The sequence below is a fragment of the Winogradskyella sp. genome, assembly GCF_965228925.1.
Classification (GTDB): domain Bacteria; phylum Bacteroidota; class Bacteroidia; order Flavobacteriales; family Flavobacteriaceae; genus Winogradskyella.
In genome coordinates this window covers 2,270,969-2,286,858 of record NZ_OZ245845.1, presented here as the reverse complement: position 1 = coordinate 2,286,858, position 15,890 = coordinate 2,270,969, and the positions used below count along the sequence as shown (strand labels likewise).

The 15,890-nt window shown below is 37.4% G+C and carries 17 protein-coding genes and 5 tRNA genes; all 22 read right to left on the bottom strand.

Going from position 1 to position 15,890, the window contains the following annotated elements; translation table 11 throughout:
• Window positions 1-20 precede the first annotated feature (20 nt).
• Window positions 21-398 (bottom strand): 50S ribosomal protein L7/L12, encoded by a 378-nt coding sequence (gene rplL / locus ACO052_RS09300; protein WP_422107733.1) that lies wholly within the window; start codon window positions 396-398, stop codon window positions 21-23.
• Between the two features lie 59 nt (window positions 399-457).
• Complete coding sequence (rplJ, locus tag ACO052_RS09295) at window positions 458-979, bottom strand: 50S ribosomal protein L10 (protein WP_422107732.1); 522 nt, start codon at window positions 977-979, stop codon at window positions 458-460.
• A gap of 19 nt (window positions 980-998) precedes the next feature.
• Entirely contained in the window at window positions 999-1,688 is a 690-nt protein-coding gene (gene rplA / locus ACO052_RS09290) for a 50S ribosomal protein L1 (RefSeq protein WP_422107731.1), read from the bottom strand.
• 10 nt (window positions 1,689-1,698) lie between these two features.
• Window positions 1,699-2,139: a 50S ribosomal protein L11 gene (gene rplK / locus ACO052_RS09285; RefSeq protein ID WP_422107730.1), complete on the bottom strand. Its 441-nt coding sequence runs from the start codon at window positions 2,137-2,139 to the stop codon at window positions 1,699-1,701.
• A gap of 68 nt (window positions 2,140-2,207) precedes the next feature.
• Complete coding sequence (gene nusG / locus ACO052_RS09280) at window positions 2,208-2,753, bottom strand: transcription termination/antitermination protein NusG (protein WP_422107729.1); 546 nt, start codon at window positions 2,751-2,753, stop codon at window positions 2,208-2,210.
• Between the two features lie 19 nt (window positions 2,754-2,772).
• Window positions 2,773-2,967 (bottom strand): preprotein translocase subunit SecE, encoded by a 195-nt coding sequence (gene secE, locus ACO052_RS09275; RefSeq protein WP_422107728.1) that lies wholly within the window; start codon window positions 2,965-2,967, stop codon window positions 2,773-2,775.
• Between the two features lie 145 nt (window positions 2,968-3,112).
• Window positions 3,113-3,185, bottom strand: a tRNA-Trp gene (locus ACO052_RS09270).
• 173 nt (window positions 3,186-3,358) lie between these two features.
• Window positions 3,359-4,546 (bottom strand): elongation factor Tu, encoded by a 1,188-nt coding sequence (gene tuf, locus ACO052_RS09265; protein WP_422107727.1) that lies wholly within the window; start codon window positions 4,544-4,546, stop codon window positions 3,359-3,361.
• A gap of 65 nt (window positions 4,547-4,611) precedes the next feature.
• Window positions 4,612-4,683, bottom strand: a tRNA-Thr gene (locus ACO052_RS09260).
• 181 nt (window positions 4,684-4,864) lie between these two features.
• Window positions 4,865-4,940 (bottom strand) — tRNA-Gly (locus ACO052_RS09255).
• Window positions 4,941-5,144: 204 nt separating this feature from the next.
• Window positions 5,145-5,227, bottom strand: a tRNA-Tyr gene (locus ACO052_RS09250).
• 179 nt (window positions 5,228-5,406) lie between these two features.
• Window positions 5,407-5,480 (bottom strand) — tRNA-Thr (locus ACO052_RS09245).
• Window positions 5,481-5,590: 110 nt separating this feature from the next.
• Window positions 5,591-5,899: an HPF/RaiA family ribosome-associated protein gene (locus tag ACO052_RS09240; protein ID WP_299364645.1), complete on the bottom strand. Its 309-nt coding sequence runs from the start codon at window positions 5,897-5,899 to the stop codon at window positions 5,591-5,593.
• 72 nt (window positions 5,900-5,971) lie between these two features.
• Window positions 5,972-6,862, bottom strand: coding sequence for a tyrosine-type recombinase/integrase (locus ACO052_RS09235; protein WP_422107726.1), 891 nt, complete (start codon window positions 6,860-6,862; stop codon window positions 5,972-5,974).
• Between the two features lie 114 nt (window positions 6,863-6,976).
• Window positions 6,977-8,143 carry an acyl-CoA dehydrogenase family protein gene (locus tag ACO052_RS09230; protein ID WP_422107725.1) on the bottom strand — a complete coding sequence of 389 codons (1,167 nt, stop codon included), beginning with the start codon at window positions 8,141-8,143 and terminating at the stop codon, window positions 6,977-6,979.
• A gap of 13 nt (window positions 8,144-8,156) precedes the next feature.
• Window positions 8,157-9,056, bottom strand: a complete 900-nt coding sequence (locus ACO052_RS09225) for a ComEA family DNA-binding protein (RefSeq protein ID WP_422107724.1) — start codon at window positions 9,054-9,056, stop codon at window positions 8,157-8,159.
• A gap of 16 nt (window positions 9,057-9,072) precedes the next feature.
• On the bottom strand, window positions 9,073-10,704 hold the full coding sequence (locus ACO052_RS09220) for an alanine/glycine:cation symporter family protein (protein ID WP_422107723.1): 1,632 nt from the start codon (window positions 10,702-10,704) through the stop codon (window positions 9,073-9,075).
• Window positions 10,705-10,792: 88 nt separating this feature from the next.
• Window positions 10,793-11,824: a potassium channel family protein gene (locus tag ACO052_RS09215; protein ID WP_422107722.1), complete on the bottom strand. Its 1,032-nt coding sequence runs from the start codon at window positions 11,822-11,824 to the stop codon at window positions 10,793-10,795.
• A gap of 4 nt (window positions 11,825-11,828) precedes the next feature.
• Entirely contained in the window at window positions 11,829-12,056 is a 228-nt protein-coding gene (locus tag ACO052_RS09210; protein ID WP_299364631.1) for a PspC domain-containing protein, read from the bottom strand.
• Window positions 12,057-12,161: 105 nt separating this feature from the next.
• Window positions 12,162-13,433 carry a DUF2851 family protein gene (locus tag ACO052_RS09205; protein WP_422107721.1) on the bottom strand — a complete coding sequence of 424 codons (1,272 nt, stop codon included), beginning with the start codon at window positions 13,431-13,433 and terminating at the stop codon, window positions 12,162-12,164.
• 81 nt (window positions 13,434-13,514) lie between these two features.
• A complete protein-coding gene (locus ACO052_RS09200) occupies window positions 13,515-14,495 on the bottom strand; it encodes a PLP-dependent cysteine synthase family protein (RefSeq protein ID WP_422107720.1) in 981 nt (326 codons plus the stop codon).
• Between the two features lie 124 nt (window positions 14,496-14,619).
• On the bottom strand, window positions 14,620-15,852 hold the full coding sequence (locus ACO052_RS09195) for an ABC transporter permease (protein WP_422107719.1): 1,233 nt from the start codon (window positions 15,850-15,852) through the stop codon (window positions 14,620-14,622).
• Window positions 15,853-15,890: the final 38 nt, after the last annotated feature.

The following is a 15,890-nucleotide window of genomic DNA, read 5'->3' as shown; positions in this document are numbered from 1 at the left end:
TGTTGTAGGTTAAGCTGAGCTTACTTAAGCTCAACCTCAGCTCCAGCTTCTTCTAAAGAAGATTTTAAGCCTTCAGCCTCATCTTTAGATACACCCTCTTTAATAGCACTTGGTGCATCATCTACTAAACCTTTAGCATCTTTTAATCCTAAACCAGTTAATTCCTTAACTAATTTTACAACTGCTAGCTTAGAAGCACCTGCAGCTTTTAGGATTACGTCGAATTCAGTTTGCTCTTCTGCAGCGTCTCCACCAGCAGCAGCTCCACCAGCAGCAACAGCTACAGCTGCAGCAGCAGGCTCAATACCGTACTCGTCTTTTAATATAGTTGCTAATTCGTTAACTTCCTTTACAGTTAAGTTAACTAATTGTTCTGCGAAATCTTTTAAATCTGCCATTTTTCTATTGTTTTAATGTGTGTGTTTTTATATAATTTTCTAAGTGTGTAATTTGTTGATTATCCTTCTCTTTCAGATAATGTTTTTACGATACCAGCTATGGTTCCTCCACCAGACTTAAGTGCAGAAATAACATTCTTAGCAGGAGATTGTAACAATGTAATTATCTCTCCAAGAAGTTCTTCCTTAGACTTAATATCTACTAAGGTGTCTAATAAATCATCGCCAATGTAAATTGCCTCTTCAATGAAAGCTCCTTTTAATAAAGGTCTTTCAGATTTTTTACGAAACTCTTTGATGACTTTGGCCGGCGCGTTACCTGTTTCAGAATACATAACTGATGTATTACCCTTTAAAGTTGTTGGTAAATCACCGAAATCCTTATCCGATGCTTCCATCGCTTTCTCTAAAAGAGTATTCTTTACAACTGCTAACTTAATGTTAGACTTGAAACACGCTCTTCTTAAATTTGAAGTTGTCGCTGCATCTAATCCAGAAATATCTGTTAAATAGATATTGGTATTATCTGCTAACTGAGCAGTCAACTCTTCAATTACTACGGATTTTTCTTCTCTTGTCATAATGTTCTAAGTTTAACTACTATCCTATTTTAGTGTCTATTGCAATACTTGGACTCATGGTACTCGACATGTAAATACTCTTCATGTACGTACCTTTAGCTGCTGTAGGCTTTAGTTTCATTAAAGTTGTTAACAGTTCGTTTGCGTTACCTACCAATTTTTCAGCGCTAAATGACGCTTTACCAATTGGTGCATGAACAATACCTGTTTTATCTACTTTAAAATCTATTTTACCTGCTTTTACTTCACTTACAGCTTTACCTATATCCATAGTCACTGTTCCTGTTTTAGGGTTTGGCATAAGACCTCTTGGTCCTAAAATCCTACCTAATGGTCCCAACTTACCCATAACGCTTGGCATGGTGACGATAACGTCAACATCTGTCCAACCGTCTTTAATTTTCTGTAAGTATTCATCTAATCCCACATAATCTGCACCAGCTTCTTTAGCTTCTGCTTCTTTATCCGGAGTTACTAATGCAAGAACCTTCATATCTTTACCTGTACCGTGTGGTAAGGAAACTACACCACGAACCATTTGATTGGCTTTACGTGGATCTACACCTAATCTTACTGCTAAATCTACTGAAGCATCAAACTTAGTGTATGTGATTTCTTTTAGTAAAGCTGAAGCTTCTTCTAAAGAGTAAAGTTTATTTCTGTCAACTTTAGCTCTTGCTTCTTTTTGCTTCTTTGTTAATCTTGCCATTTCTAAAAATTTAGTTTGGAGCTTCACCTCCTTTAACAGTGATACCCATCGATCTTGCTGTTCCAGCTACCATTTTCATAGCTGAACCGATTTCAAATGCATTTAAATCTTGCATTTTGTCTTCAGCAATTGCTCTAACTTGATCCCAAGTTACTTTTGCTACTTTACGTCGGTTAGGTTCTCCTGATCCTTTCTTTACTTTGGCCGCTTCTAATAATTGCACTGCTGCTGGTGGTGTTTTGATTACAAATTCAAAAGATTTGTCTTTGTAAACAGAGATCACAACAGGTAAAACCTTACCTGCTTTATCTTGGGTTCTCGCATTAAACTGCTTACAGAACTCCATGATATTAACTCCAGCGGCACCTAAAGCGGGTCCAACCGGTGGCGATGGATTCGCAGCACCTCCCCGAACTTGTAACTTAACTACTTTGTCTAGTTCTTTTGCCATTTTTCAAAATTTAGTGCGTTTTTCTATTTTGGAAGCTTAGATTAACGCTATCTTAATTGTAACAATTATTATAATTTTTCAACTTGCATATAGCTGAGCTCCAATGGCGTCTTTCTTCCGAAAATCTTAACCATTACCTCTAGCTTACGCTTTTCTTCAAATATTTTTTCGATAGTCCCATCAAAACCGTTGAACGGTCCATCGATCACTTTTACGGTTTCTCCTTTGGTAAATGGAATAGCAATGTTAGCATCTGCTTCTATAGCCAATTCATCTACTTTACCTAACATTCTGTTGACTTCAGATGGTCTTAAAGGTACGGGATCTCCTCCTTTCGTTTCGCCTAAAAATCCAATTACGTTGGTAATAGATTTTATAATATGAGGGATTTCACCGCTCAAATTGGCTTGTATCATAATGTAGCCTGGAAAATAAACTTTCTCTTTGTTTATTTTCTTTCCATTACGTATTTGAATTACTTTTTCTGTAGGTACTAAAACCTGATCTACATAATCTTCTAGACCTAATCTAGAGATTTCATTTTCTATATAGGTCTTGATTTTATTTTCCTGACCACTTACCGCTCTAACAACATACCACTTTTTATCTGACATCTTCTTTTCTGAATATTTGTTAGCTTAATAAATCAAAATACACCTTCACTGCTCTACTAAATACAGTGTCCACTCCCCAAATAGCAAGAGAAAAAATAATTGAAAACACTGCTACGAGAACAGTTAATCGTTGAGCTTCTGGCCAAGGTGTCCAAGACACATGGTTTTTTAACTCTTCGAACGATTCTTTAATATATGTTATTAATCCTGCCATTTGATTCTAATTTTTAGGTCCTTTATCAACCTGTTCTAATTATTGCACGGGTTGCGAGACTCCCCTCGACTGCCTGTCCGCCGAACAAGTCTTTGGAAGGCGCGGCGCTCGGGATAAACTTCTCGTTTAGCAATTCTTTGCTTTGCACGGGTTGCGAGACTCGAACTCACGACACCTGGTTTTGGAGACCAGTGCTCTACCAACTGAGCTAAACCCGTATTCTTTGAAAAATCTACCTTAATCAAAGGAATCACTTTTCAAATCGACTTTACCATATATTTTACGCTCAGTTCTGAGCTCACGCCTGCAGCGTGACAGGTAAACCCGTAAACAACAATCAAGGCATCCCGAAATATCGGGACACCTTCAATTGCTTATTTAATTGTTTTGTTTAGTCTAAAATTTCAGTTACCTGACCTGCACCAACTGTTCTACCACCTTCACGGATAGCGAAACGTAAACCTACGTTCATTGCAATTGGCTGAATCAAGTCTACAGTAATTGTCAAGTTATCACCTGGCATTACCATTTCAACACCATCTGGAAGAGAAATATTTCCAGTTACATCAGTTGTACGTACATAGAACTGTGGACGGTAGTTGTTGTGGAATGGTGTGTGACGACCACCTTCTTCTTTCTTAAGGATATAAACCTCAGCTTTGAATTTTTGATGAGGAGTTACCGAACCTGGCTTAGTGATTACCATACCTCTAGAGATTTGAGTTTTCTCAATACCTCTTAATAAGATACCAGCGTTATCACCGGCTTCACCTCTATCCAAGATTTGACGGAACATTTCGATACCAGTAATAGTAGATGTTAATTTCTCAGCACCCATACCAATAATCTCAACAGGATCACCTGTGTTAGCTACACCAGTCTCAATACGACCAGTTGCCACTGTACCACGACCAGTAATTGAGAATACGTCTTCGATAGGCATTAAGAAAGGCTTATCCATATCACGCACTGGCTCTTCAATCCATTCGTCAACATTCTTCATTAATTCTAATACGGTATCTACCCATTTTTGCTCACCATTAAGTGCTCCTAAAGCTGAACCAGCAATAACAGGACCATTATCACCATCGTACTCGTAGAATGATAATAAATCTCTTATTTCCATCTCAACTAATTCTAAAAGCTCTTCATCATCAACCATATCCACTTTGTTCATGAATACAACGATACGTGGAATACCTACCTGACGACCTAATAAGATGTGCTCACGAGTTTGTGGCATAGGACCATCCGTTGCAGCAACAACTAAGATAGCACCATCCATTTGAGCAGCACCAGTTACCATGTTCTTTACATAATCCGCGTGACCTGGACAGTCAACGTGTGCATAGTGACGGTTTGCTGTTTGATATTCTACGTGAGATGTATTAATTGTAATACCTCTTTCTTTTTCTTCTGGTGCATTATCGATTTGATCGAAATCCTTAGCTTCAGATAAACCTGCATCAGCTAATACTTTAGTAATAGCAGCAGTTAAAGTTGTTTTACCGTGATCTACGTGTCCAATAGTACCAATATTTAAGTGTGGTTTTGAACGATCAAAAGTTGCCTTTGCCATGTTTAATTTATTTAATCTTATTTAATATTAGTGTTCAATTTTATTCTAATGTCCTTAGAACAAAGAGCCAACGACGAGATTTGAACTCGTGACCTCTTCCTTACCAAGGAAACGCTCTACCCCTGAGCTACGCCGGCAGTTCATTTACGATTGCCGATTTAATGATTCACGATTCGAAAATCGCATATCGTAACTCGTAAATTTCGAGCGGGAGACCGGGTTTGCTTCGACTACGCTCAGCATAAACTTCTCACCCTGCCCTTATTGACCTTTAAACAAATCACTTTTAACAGTAACTTGTCATATCAATGAACTTCTTGGAGCGGGAGACCGGGTTCGAACCGGCGACATTCAGCTTGGAAGGCTGACGCTCTACCAACTGAGCTACTCCCGCATTTGTAATTAAGTCTTCTTAATTAATGGTTTTCAATATTTCAAAGTTTTGGATTACCTCACTACGCCAAGTCCTCATATTTCTGATAAATGAGGATTACCTCACTACGTTCAGTGATCCTTGAAGGGAGACCCTTCAAATAAAATTTCAAAACGCATTTTCACAAAAGCGAGCTTTTGACAACTGCTTGTTTGAAATTTTATGTGGGGAGAGCAGGATTCGAACCTGCGAAGTTAAAAAACAACAGAGTTACAGTCTGTCCTCGTTGGCCGCTTGAGTATCTCCCCAAAAATTTTCAAATAACATACTCAAACTACTAGTCTGAGATTCCTGCCTTCACAGGAATTTAGAGCCGATAGAGGGACTCCCTTCGACCAAGCTCAGGATAAACTTCTCGTCCCAAAACCCGTTAGATTTTTATTAGAAATCTTAGGGGTTTTCCTGATGCACTTTTCAAAATTTCAAGAGCCGATAGAGGGACTCGAACCCACGACCTGCTGATTACAAATCAGCTGCTCTAGCCAGCTGAGCTATATCGGCTTTTTTGTTCCTTTTTTATGCCAAATTTTGACCATAAAAAAGCCCGCTATTTCTAACGGACTGCAAATGTAGTGTTTTATTTTTTTATTCAAAACATTTTTGAAAAATTTTTAAGCCTTAGCTCGTGCTCTTAATTTTTGTTTTCGTTTTTTAATTTGCCTTTCTAAAGATGCTATAGCAATATCGGCTCCTTCTTCGAATGTTTTACACTGTTTTTTTACCACAAAACTATCGCCTGGCACAAGCACTTTGGCTTCAAAAACTTTGTTTTCTTTATCGCTGGTGTTTTCAACTTTCAAATAAACATTAGACTGAATTATCTTATCGTAAAACAAATCTAATTTATCCATTCTCTTTTGAATGAAATCTATCAACTTTCTGTCTGCTGTGAAATTAACGGATTGGGTGTTTACTTTCATACGTTGCTTTTTAGGTTAAACAATTGTACTGAAAAAACTTCAGTACTCTAATTTGGTTGTTAAGGCTAGTTCTTAACCTCTATTTCTCGGATGTGATTTAGCATACACCTTTTTTAATTCCGCTATACTATTGTGTGTGTATACTTGAGTTGCTGCTAAACTGGTATGTCCAAGAAGTTCTTTTACTGCATTTAAGTCGGCCCCTTCATTTAATAGATGAGTCGCAAATGAGTGCCTCAATACATGTGGACTACATTTTGCCTTTGAAGATGCTTCACTAAAATACTTATTTATTATTCGGTAAACAAGCATTTCGTAAATTTTTAAACCCTTTTTTGTTAAAAATAAAAATTCTTCGTCCTTAATTATTGGTAACTGCTTCCTGTAGTCTAGATAGCTGCCTAGAGCGGTAATTAATGTATCGATAAGTGGTAAATAACGTTCTTTATTTCGCTTGCCGAGAACTTTAATCTGTTTGCTATTGAGATCGAGATCAGAAATTTTTATGTTCACCAGCTCGATTCGTCTTACTCCAGTCGCATAGAACAACTCAATAATGAGTTGGTCTCTTGCACTTTCAAAATCATTGACTTCAATAGCATTTTCCAGGACCTGTTTTAGTTCTTGCTCGGAAAAAGGGAGTTGCACTTTCTTACCCATTTTAAGGGCTTTATGGCGTCTTAACGGATTAACTTCTATTTGTTGTGTCTTCTGTAAGAACTTATAATAAGAATTGAGCGAGGATATTTTCCTGTTTATCGTTCTATTAGAAATACCGCTGTTTACTAGTTCAACAATCCATTGCCTAATTTCGGAATAGTTGATATGAGATATAGGCTCTGAATCGTGCTGTTCTTTGAGAAACTCCTGAAACATCTCTAAATCTCTAATATAGGCCAAAACCGTATGCTTAGAATAATTCTTTTCTAACAACAAGTAATCTGAAAAGGCCTGTAAACTCATATCTATCTTTACATATTAAATATAAGGCTTTAGATTGAATTATATAATGGAAAACAAAAAAACCTGCTTAAAGCAGGATTTCAAAATGATTCAATAAACTTTCTGAAATTCAATTTATGTTGCAGGCTTGTAGTCCTTACCATCGATTACGATTTTAGCGATAATTTCCCTAAGAATTTCAGAGGTACCACCACCTATTGGTCCAAGACGGCTATCCCTTAAGAGCCTTGCCAATGGATATTCTTCCATATAACCATAACCGCCTAAAAATTGAAGACACTGATAAATAACATCATCTGCCATTTTTGTAGACTGCAACTTAGACATAGTAGCCTCTTTTACTACATAATCTCCCATATCTAAACGTTTGGTTACATAGTAATTAAATTGTTTACAAATTTCCATTTGAGTCTGGCAATCTGCAAACGTATGCCGCAATGCCTGAAATCTATCTATTGTTTTGCCAAACGCTGTACGTTCTGACATGTATTGCCTTGTGTAGTCTAAGGCATATTCTGCTCTCGCATGCGCATTGACCCCCATAATCAATCGTTCTAGGGCCAAATGCTGCATTAAGTACGCAAAGCCTTGATTTTCTTCTCCCATTAGATTTTTTGCAGGTATCTCTACATTGTCAAAAGCTATTTCGCCAGTGTCCGATGCTCTCCATCCTAACTTATCTAGTTTTGTAGCCGAAACACCTTTTGCATCCCTATCTATGACAAACATACTTATGCCCTTGTTTCCCAACTCCGGATTTGTCTTAGCTGAGACCACCAAGTAATCACTGTAAACACCATTGGTGATAAAGGTTTTTGAACCATTAATAATGTAGCTATCACCTTGTTTGACAGCTATTGTTCGCATACCAGCCACATCGCTACCGCCAAAAGGTTCTGTAATACATAGACAACCAATACTATCACCAGCTATACTTGGAGCTAGATAGGTCTCCTTAATATAATCATCACCTTCCTTATTGAGATGCGTCATCGCTAAATAGGCATGTGCCCATATCGCCGCAGCAAAACCACCTGAATTAATGCGTTGCAATTCCTCCAAAAGGATCACTGTATAGAATAAATCTAAATCTAATCCACCATAAGCTTCGGGATAGGCCAAACCGAAATAACCCATATCACCAAATTTTTTCCAGATAAAGCGTTCAATACTTCCTGTTTCTTCCCATTTTTCGATATGAGGAACCACTTCCTTCTGCAAAAACTCTCTTAGACTTTCCCTAAATAAATGATGTTCTTCTGTAAAATACATACCTGACATTTAGCTCTTTTTTTTACAGATGCAAATATAACTTAATTATCTCGATCTTATTTATAGGAAAATCTTCAACTTTTGTTAATTCTTCCAAAGACTTAAATCCATCCCTCAATGTGCGTTCTTCAATAATATGATGGGCAACCTCATAATCTATATATGGAATCGTGACCAGTTGGTCTCTCGTTGCTGTGTTAAGGTTGTGTCTTTTTATGACTCTAGGTGTTTTTACAGTGAACTGATTCTTGATACGCTCTATGACTTCGGGGGCTAATCCATAAACTTCCAACAGTTCTACATCGGCAATAAAACCTCCCTTATGCTTATTTCTATAGGTCATGATACGATCGGAAAGCTTCTCTCCGACTCCATAAACTTTTTGTAACTGGTATGTGGTGGCCTTATTTAAATCTATCTTTTGATCATAACTTAAGGTATTGCCATCGCGCGGATCAGCTTCTTCACTAAAATTATCCACTATATAATTGTTGAACGATCGACGCGGTTTAGGGTTAGTGACCCAATCTGGAAATTTAAAATATGGCGATATCTTAGCTAAAAGTGAATCCGAGACCTTGGTGACTTCTTGAAATTGTTTTGCCGAGTTAACCCATTGATCGCGTTCCCTAAATCTATGAAGTCGATCGATTTCGACATTAGACATTCCCAAAGTGTAGCCTTTATAGTCTGTAATGTAATTTGGATTAAACGGATACATCTTAGGCTTGCGCTCCTCAATCGCAACTAAGCGCAGCGAATCCAACTCTAGTCTGAATGCATCGACCATTTCGTTATGACTTGGTATTTCCTTATTGGAAGCATCTACAAAGGTATAAACGCACTGTAAACCAATAATAATGGCCAGCAATAAAAAAATCCCATTCCGCTGTTGATTCGTAAACTGGAAATGGGATTTCATATATAAAATTAAATATTTATTCTTTAGAATTACCTTTTATGGCATCAACATAACGTGCCAACTGTTTCTTAACCACCGGGAATAAGAAATACAATCCTATCATATTAGGGAAAACCATAGCAAAAATCATAGCATCTGAGAATGACCAAATTGAACCCATACTTGCGGCTGCGCCGATAATCACGAATACCAAGAATAAAAGCTTGTAAACTAAATCGGCTGTTTTTCCGCGACCAAACAAGAATTTCCAAGATTGTAATCCATAATAGGACCAAGAAATCATAGTAGAAACTGCAAATAGCACAACTGCAATTGTTAGAAATACATTAGAGTATGGTATATATTTTGCGAAAGCCTTAGACGTAATTCCGGCTCCTTGTACTATTTCGTCACCAATCATCACAGCACCACTACCATCGGTACTTACATCGGCTCCGTATTCAAAAAAGCCACCGAAATTGAAAATCACTATCACTAATGCTGTCATAGTACAAATGACTACGGTATCAATAAATGGCTCTAATAGGGCAACAAGTCCCTCCGAGGCTGAATACTTAGTCTTTACTGCCGAGTGGGCTATTGAAGCCGAACCTGCACCTGCTTCGTTAGAAAAGGCAGCCCGTTTAAATCCTACCAAAAGAACACCTATAACGCCTCCGACCGCCATAGACTTAGGGTTGAAAGCTTGAGTTACTATTAATGATATGGCGTCATCAATTAACGAAAAATTAGAAAAGATGATATAGAGGCATGCCACTACATACAATACAGCCATAAATGGAACTATTTTTTCTGTAACGGAAGCAATACGTTTTATACCTCCAATAATTATAACTCCAACTAAAATTGCAAGGACAACCCCTATCCAAAAACCAGCGCCAGTACTTTCTAATCCGAGAAGCTCTTTCAGAACTATAGTTGCCTGATTTGACTGCGCAGCATTTCCTCCACCAAAAGAACCACCGATACAAAAAATGGCAAAAAAGACTGCAGCTATTTTACCCAACATAGCAAAACCGCGCTCCCTTAACCCCTTACTTATATAATACATTGGACCTCCATAAACCGTTCCGTCTTCACCAACATCTCTATATTGAACACCGAGTGTACACTCCACAAATTTTGTGGACATTCCTAAAAGACCGCAAATTATCATCCAAAATGTGGCACCCGGACCACCTAAAGCAATAGCTAATGCAACCCCCGCTATATTTCCATTTCCGACGGTTCCTGATACCGCAGTTGCCAGGGCCTGAAAATGACTAACCTCTCCTTCTTCACTCTCATCCCTAATGGTTTCGATTGCATCACCACCAGGTGTGGAATCTCCATAAGCGGGTTCAACAACTGGGTGATCTACTTCATCATATTTACCTCTTACTACATTAATTGCGGTAAAGAAGTGTCTGATATTTGGAAATTTAAAGTATAACGTAAAAAACAACGCACTTCCCACCAAAAGTACCAGAACGAAGGGTATATCTGGATCTTCCCAAACCAAGAAGAAAATAACGTCATTAAAAAAATCTGAAATAGGCTTAAAACCTTCATCAATTCTCTGGTCCAAACCTACTTCATCCGTAGCTTCCTGGGCAAAATTCAATAATGGTAATACTAGTGCAAAAAATGATAGAAGATATTTCTTCATAAGAGTAGTTATTAGTTAGTTATAATTATATAGGGCTGACAAGATGCTAAAAAAAAATGAGTTTTTAAAGCTAGAGACGTTAAAAAGGTTAGGCGTCTTGCTCAATATTATATTCGGAGTTTAGCTTCTCTATTTGTTCGGGACGGCCCAAAACGATAATTTTAGAACCTATAACGAGTTTGGTATCGGCTTCTGGATTAACAATATATTCTCCATTTTCGTCCTTAAAACCGATTACAGTACAACCTGTTTTTTTTCTGAGGTCAAGTTCTCTGATCGTTTTTTCTCTATTGACATTATAGAGTTGCTCTACTTTCACCTCTTCGATATTTATATTCCGCTCCCCAACTATTCCTAAGTTATCTATAAACTCAACCAGATCTGGGATAACAACCAATGAAGCCATATGATCACCTCCAATCTTATCGGGTAAAATAACGTTGTTCGCTCCTGCCAACTTAAGTTTATTATATGAGGTTTCTTGCGAGGCCCTGCTTATAATACTCATAGTTTTATTGATCTGTCGCGCAGACAATACCACAAACAGATTATCGGCATCGCTAGGCAGTGCCGTTATTAAGGTACTTGCTCTTTCTATCCCGGCTTCCAATAGGGTTTCGTCTTCATTTGCATTGCCAAAAACATGGGGAATGCTCTCATCTTGTAGCCTTTCTATAATTTCTTTATCACGCTCTACAATCACATAGGGTTTTCCATAATCCTGTAACTTTTTCGCTGCTTGTTTACCATTGCGTCCAAAACCACATATAATAATATGGTTAGACATGGCCTCAATTTCCTTTTGCATTTTACGTTGTTTTATGTCTTCAAAATTATTTCTGCTCAAAATATATTCGGTGATGATAGAAATGGCATAACCCACTATGACTACGCTTGCCAGAATCAAAAACACAGTGAATATTTTGGATGGTGTATCTAATGGATTGACCTCTGCAAAGCCCACAGTTGTCACCGTAATTACCGTCATGTAAATGGCATCTATCCAATTATAATTAGAGATAAAACGATATCCTAAAACACCTATAAACAGCACAAACAAAAGCAAAATAAGTGCTGTGTAAATCTTTGATCTAAAAAGCTTTATAAGACGATTATTCATAGATCTATAAATCGAATACTGACGAGCGTTTAGTATAAATGATGTCCTTTATGCGTATCCAAAAGGCCAAAAACAAATATAAGGCGAAACCAAATCCCAATGTTACAAATGTTAAATACATGAATGATGTCCTTACTATTTTTGCCCTAATGCCCAATCGGTCGGCAATACGTTGACAAACATAATACCCTCTTTTTTGAAAAAAATGTAATAAGGTATAGAACAAATTCATCTGTTAGTATTTATTGTTTTCCCTTTGTTAGATGAGATTCACCAATCAATATTTGGGTTGGCATCGACTTAATCTACAAAGGCCTATTTTATAATCGCAATTTACTTAATTTTTAACGATTAGACGATTACCAATGGCACATTGCAGACATTTATTCTTATCACAATACTGTTGTTTTAATTGTAACAATGCTTGAGAGGTTAATGCGTTTTTTTCGATAGGTTTTAATTCTAGAAACTTTTTAACAGTACTGTTATTTTCGAGCTTTATTTCCCTGACAAGTTCTATTAATTGTTCCTCACTATTCTGACCTTTAGATTTGGCATAGCAAAATTTTAGAGGCACTATGGTATTTATAATTAACAAATCTATAAATGACTTAGTAAGTCTTTTTTTTGACCTTTTTGAAGGACTTGTGAAGGTATAATGGGTCATCCAAAAATCTGAAACCCCTTTACTTAAAAGTTCATAAAACTGCTCACTTGTGTTTAGTGTCATGAGCTTAGAAAAAAGCTGGTGCTCAATACTGTATAGATTAGCAAATTGGGATAAACGAATCGTTGGGAAATTGGGCGGCCGTAATCTAAAAAATTGCACAGGTAACACGCCTTGATTATCAAGGCTGAACTTTCGACTTAGGAATTGATAACATCGTTTTAACTCTGAATAATAAGCACCCTCAATAGTGTCTTCTAGAAAACCGGCCTGACCAAACAGTAGTGCTTCCATATCTAAAATGCTATGTTGAAGTTTTCTAACCACTGCATAATCTACCGATTTGGCCAGACTTAAAAAAGCCTCCCCATTTACATTGAGTCCGAAATTTTTCAATAACATTTTAAATAAAACTGCTTCCCAATCATTATGCGATTGCTGTAATAATTTTGAAATATCATCGGATTTTCGCTCTAAGCGCTCCACAAACAAGCGCTCTAACCAATTGGTCATCAAAAAGTCTTCAACGTTATAAAAATCGACTTCGCAATTTATCCAGGATTTTGATTGCATTAACTTCTGATAGTTGGAAAACAGCATATCACCCACATAATGTTTTAATTCTAAGGTTGGAATTTCAACGTTGTTCTTTCTGAAAATCTCAGTATCATGTTCCCAGACCACATGCAAGATCACATTATCATAGGCCTTATCTTTTTCATGATTGTGAAGGTACCAATCCGAAGATTGTATATGAATTTCTACATTTCCGGCCCAAAGCTGATTAGCGATACGTATTTGCGCATTAAAAAAGTCAGGACCAGAGTTATGGTTATGTTGGCCTAATTGTATTATAGCAATAGCTTCCCCTTTAGTTGTTTTAAGGGAAGTGGTGGAAAATGCTTTGTGTTTCCAGACGTAATGAAGAAAGTCTTCTTGCATTCTCCTAAAATAGGAAAATTCTGATATATTCTCAGAATTTTCATTTTATAAGAGCTGCGTAATTCATAAAGCGATTGGATACTAATCGATATATCCCATTTTACGCATCCAATCATCATTAAACATTTTGCCTACATAACGACTTCCGTGATCGTGAAATAAGACAACAACCACATCCTCTGGAGCGAAATGTTCTTTAAGTTGAAGCACGCCTTTTATGGCAGCACCAGCAGAATTCCCTAAAAACATACCTTCCTCTTTTGCCAATCGCTGTGTGTATACTGCGGCATCTTTATCGGTCACTTTAGTAAAACCATCAATGATCTCGAAATTTACATTCTCAGGAAGAATATCTTCGCCGATACCTTCCGTGACATAGGGATAGATTTCGTTTTCATCAAAAACTCCGGTCTCATGATACTTTTTGAATACGGAACCATAGGTATCTACTCCCCAAACTTTAACATTAGGATTTTGCTCCTTTAGGTATTTACCTACCCCAGAAATGGTTCCTCCGGTGCCGACTCCAACCACAAAGTGAGTCACTTTGCCATCGGTTTGTTTCCAAATTTCGGGCCCTGTAGTTTTGTAATGCCCCTTGGTATTGCTCGGATTATCATATTGATTGACATACCAGGCATTTGGAGTTTCCTCACCTAAACGCTTAGAAACCGAATAATAACTGCGTGGATCATCTGGTGCTACATCGGTTGGGCACACTTCTACCCTTGCCCCGAGCGCCTTTAGAATATCAATTTTTTCTTTAGATTGTTTATCCGTGGTGACGAAAATACATTTATAACCTTTCACCACACCTGCCAATGCCAATCCCATACCCGTATTGCCTGATGTTCCCTCTACAATAGTACCTCCCGGCTTTAATCTGCCGTCGGCTTCAGCATCTTCTACCATTTGCAATGCCATTCTATCCTTTACCGAGTTCCCAGGATTAAAGGTTTCATACTTAGCCAGTACAAGGCAAGGTAAATCTTCTACCAATTTGTTCATTTTCACCAAGGGTGTATTGCCAATCGTACCAAGTATATTATCTGCGTATTCCATAAATCAAATTTGTTCACCTTCGCAGTCCACTTCGCTTCAGTGAATAAAACGTGCAAATTTAAGTTAAAACTAACAAGTACAACGTTAAAAGTTAGTTATGTTTTAGAAATATTAAAGCTGAGCATTAGTCGAAACGAATAGCCTTTACTGGAGAAATCTTAGCAATAATTACCGAAGGAATTAAAAGCATCAACAAACAAGCGATAAAGGTTCCGATATTTAGCATTAAAATATAATCTAGACTTATATACACAGGTGCTTCGCTCACGTAATAGGTATCTGGATTTAAAGGAAACAGTTTAAAGTACTTCTGAGCGAATAACAAGCCTAGACCTATAATGTTTCCCCAAAGCAAACCCAAGCCAATCAAATAAGACGCATTGTAGAGAAATACTTTTCTAATGGTCCAGTCCGAACTCCCCAAAGCCTTTAAAATCCCTATCATACTCGTGCGCTCTAATATAAGCACCAATAGGGCTGTAATCATATTGATTCCGGCCACTATAATCATAATCGCAATGATACCATAAGTATTATTATCAAAAATCTTTATCCATTCAAAAACTGTGTAAAACTTTTGATTAACAGGAGTTGCATCAAGGAAAGATCCTACTTCCTTATCAACTTCAATCACAGTCTTACCTAGCTCTGAAAAGTCGTCTACAAATACCTCAAAACTTCCTATTTGATTGGCTTCCCATTTATTTAGTCGCTGGATATGTCTCAAATCTGCAATACAGAATTTTTCATCCAACTCTTGAAAACCCGAATTATAAATCCCTACGATTTCATAGCTCATTATTCGTGGTCTGGCATTGAGATTATCTCCGAATAAGGTTTGAAATTTATCCCCGAGCTTAAACCCCAATCGGTTCGCTAGGTAACTAGAAATCAGAATTTCCTCGTTACGCTTTCCTGAAAAGTTTGGCACACGCCCTTCCACTAAAAATTCTTCAAAGTAATCCCATTTGTAATCTGCACCGACCCCTTTTATAACAACACCCTCAAAATCCGTTTCTGTTCTTATCACGGCAAACTTAGTAGCAATACCTTGGATGTGCTTTACACCTTCGACCGTATCAAAATTTGGATAAAACTTTTGGTTCATGGAAATAGGTGCTTGCGACTCGTCAGAGGCATTAGTTCCATACTTTGAAATTTCAATATGGCCATTAAAAGCCACAACTTTGTCCCTAATTTTTTGCTGTAGTCCCAGTCCAGTAGCAATAGCCACTAACATAACAATAATGCCAATGGCAATAGCGGCAATACCAATTTTAATTATTGGTGCCGAAACACTACTTTTATACGCTTTATTGCCAATAATGCGTTTAGCTATAAACAACTCAAAATTCAAAGCCTAGATATGCGTTTTAAGGTTTTCAAAAATACAGT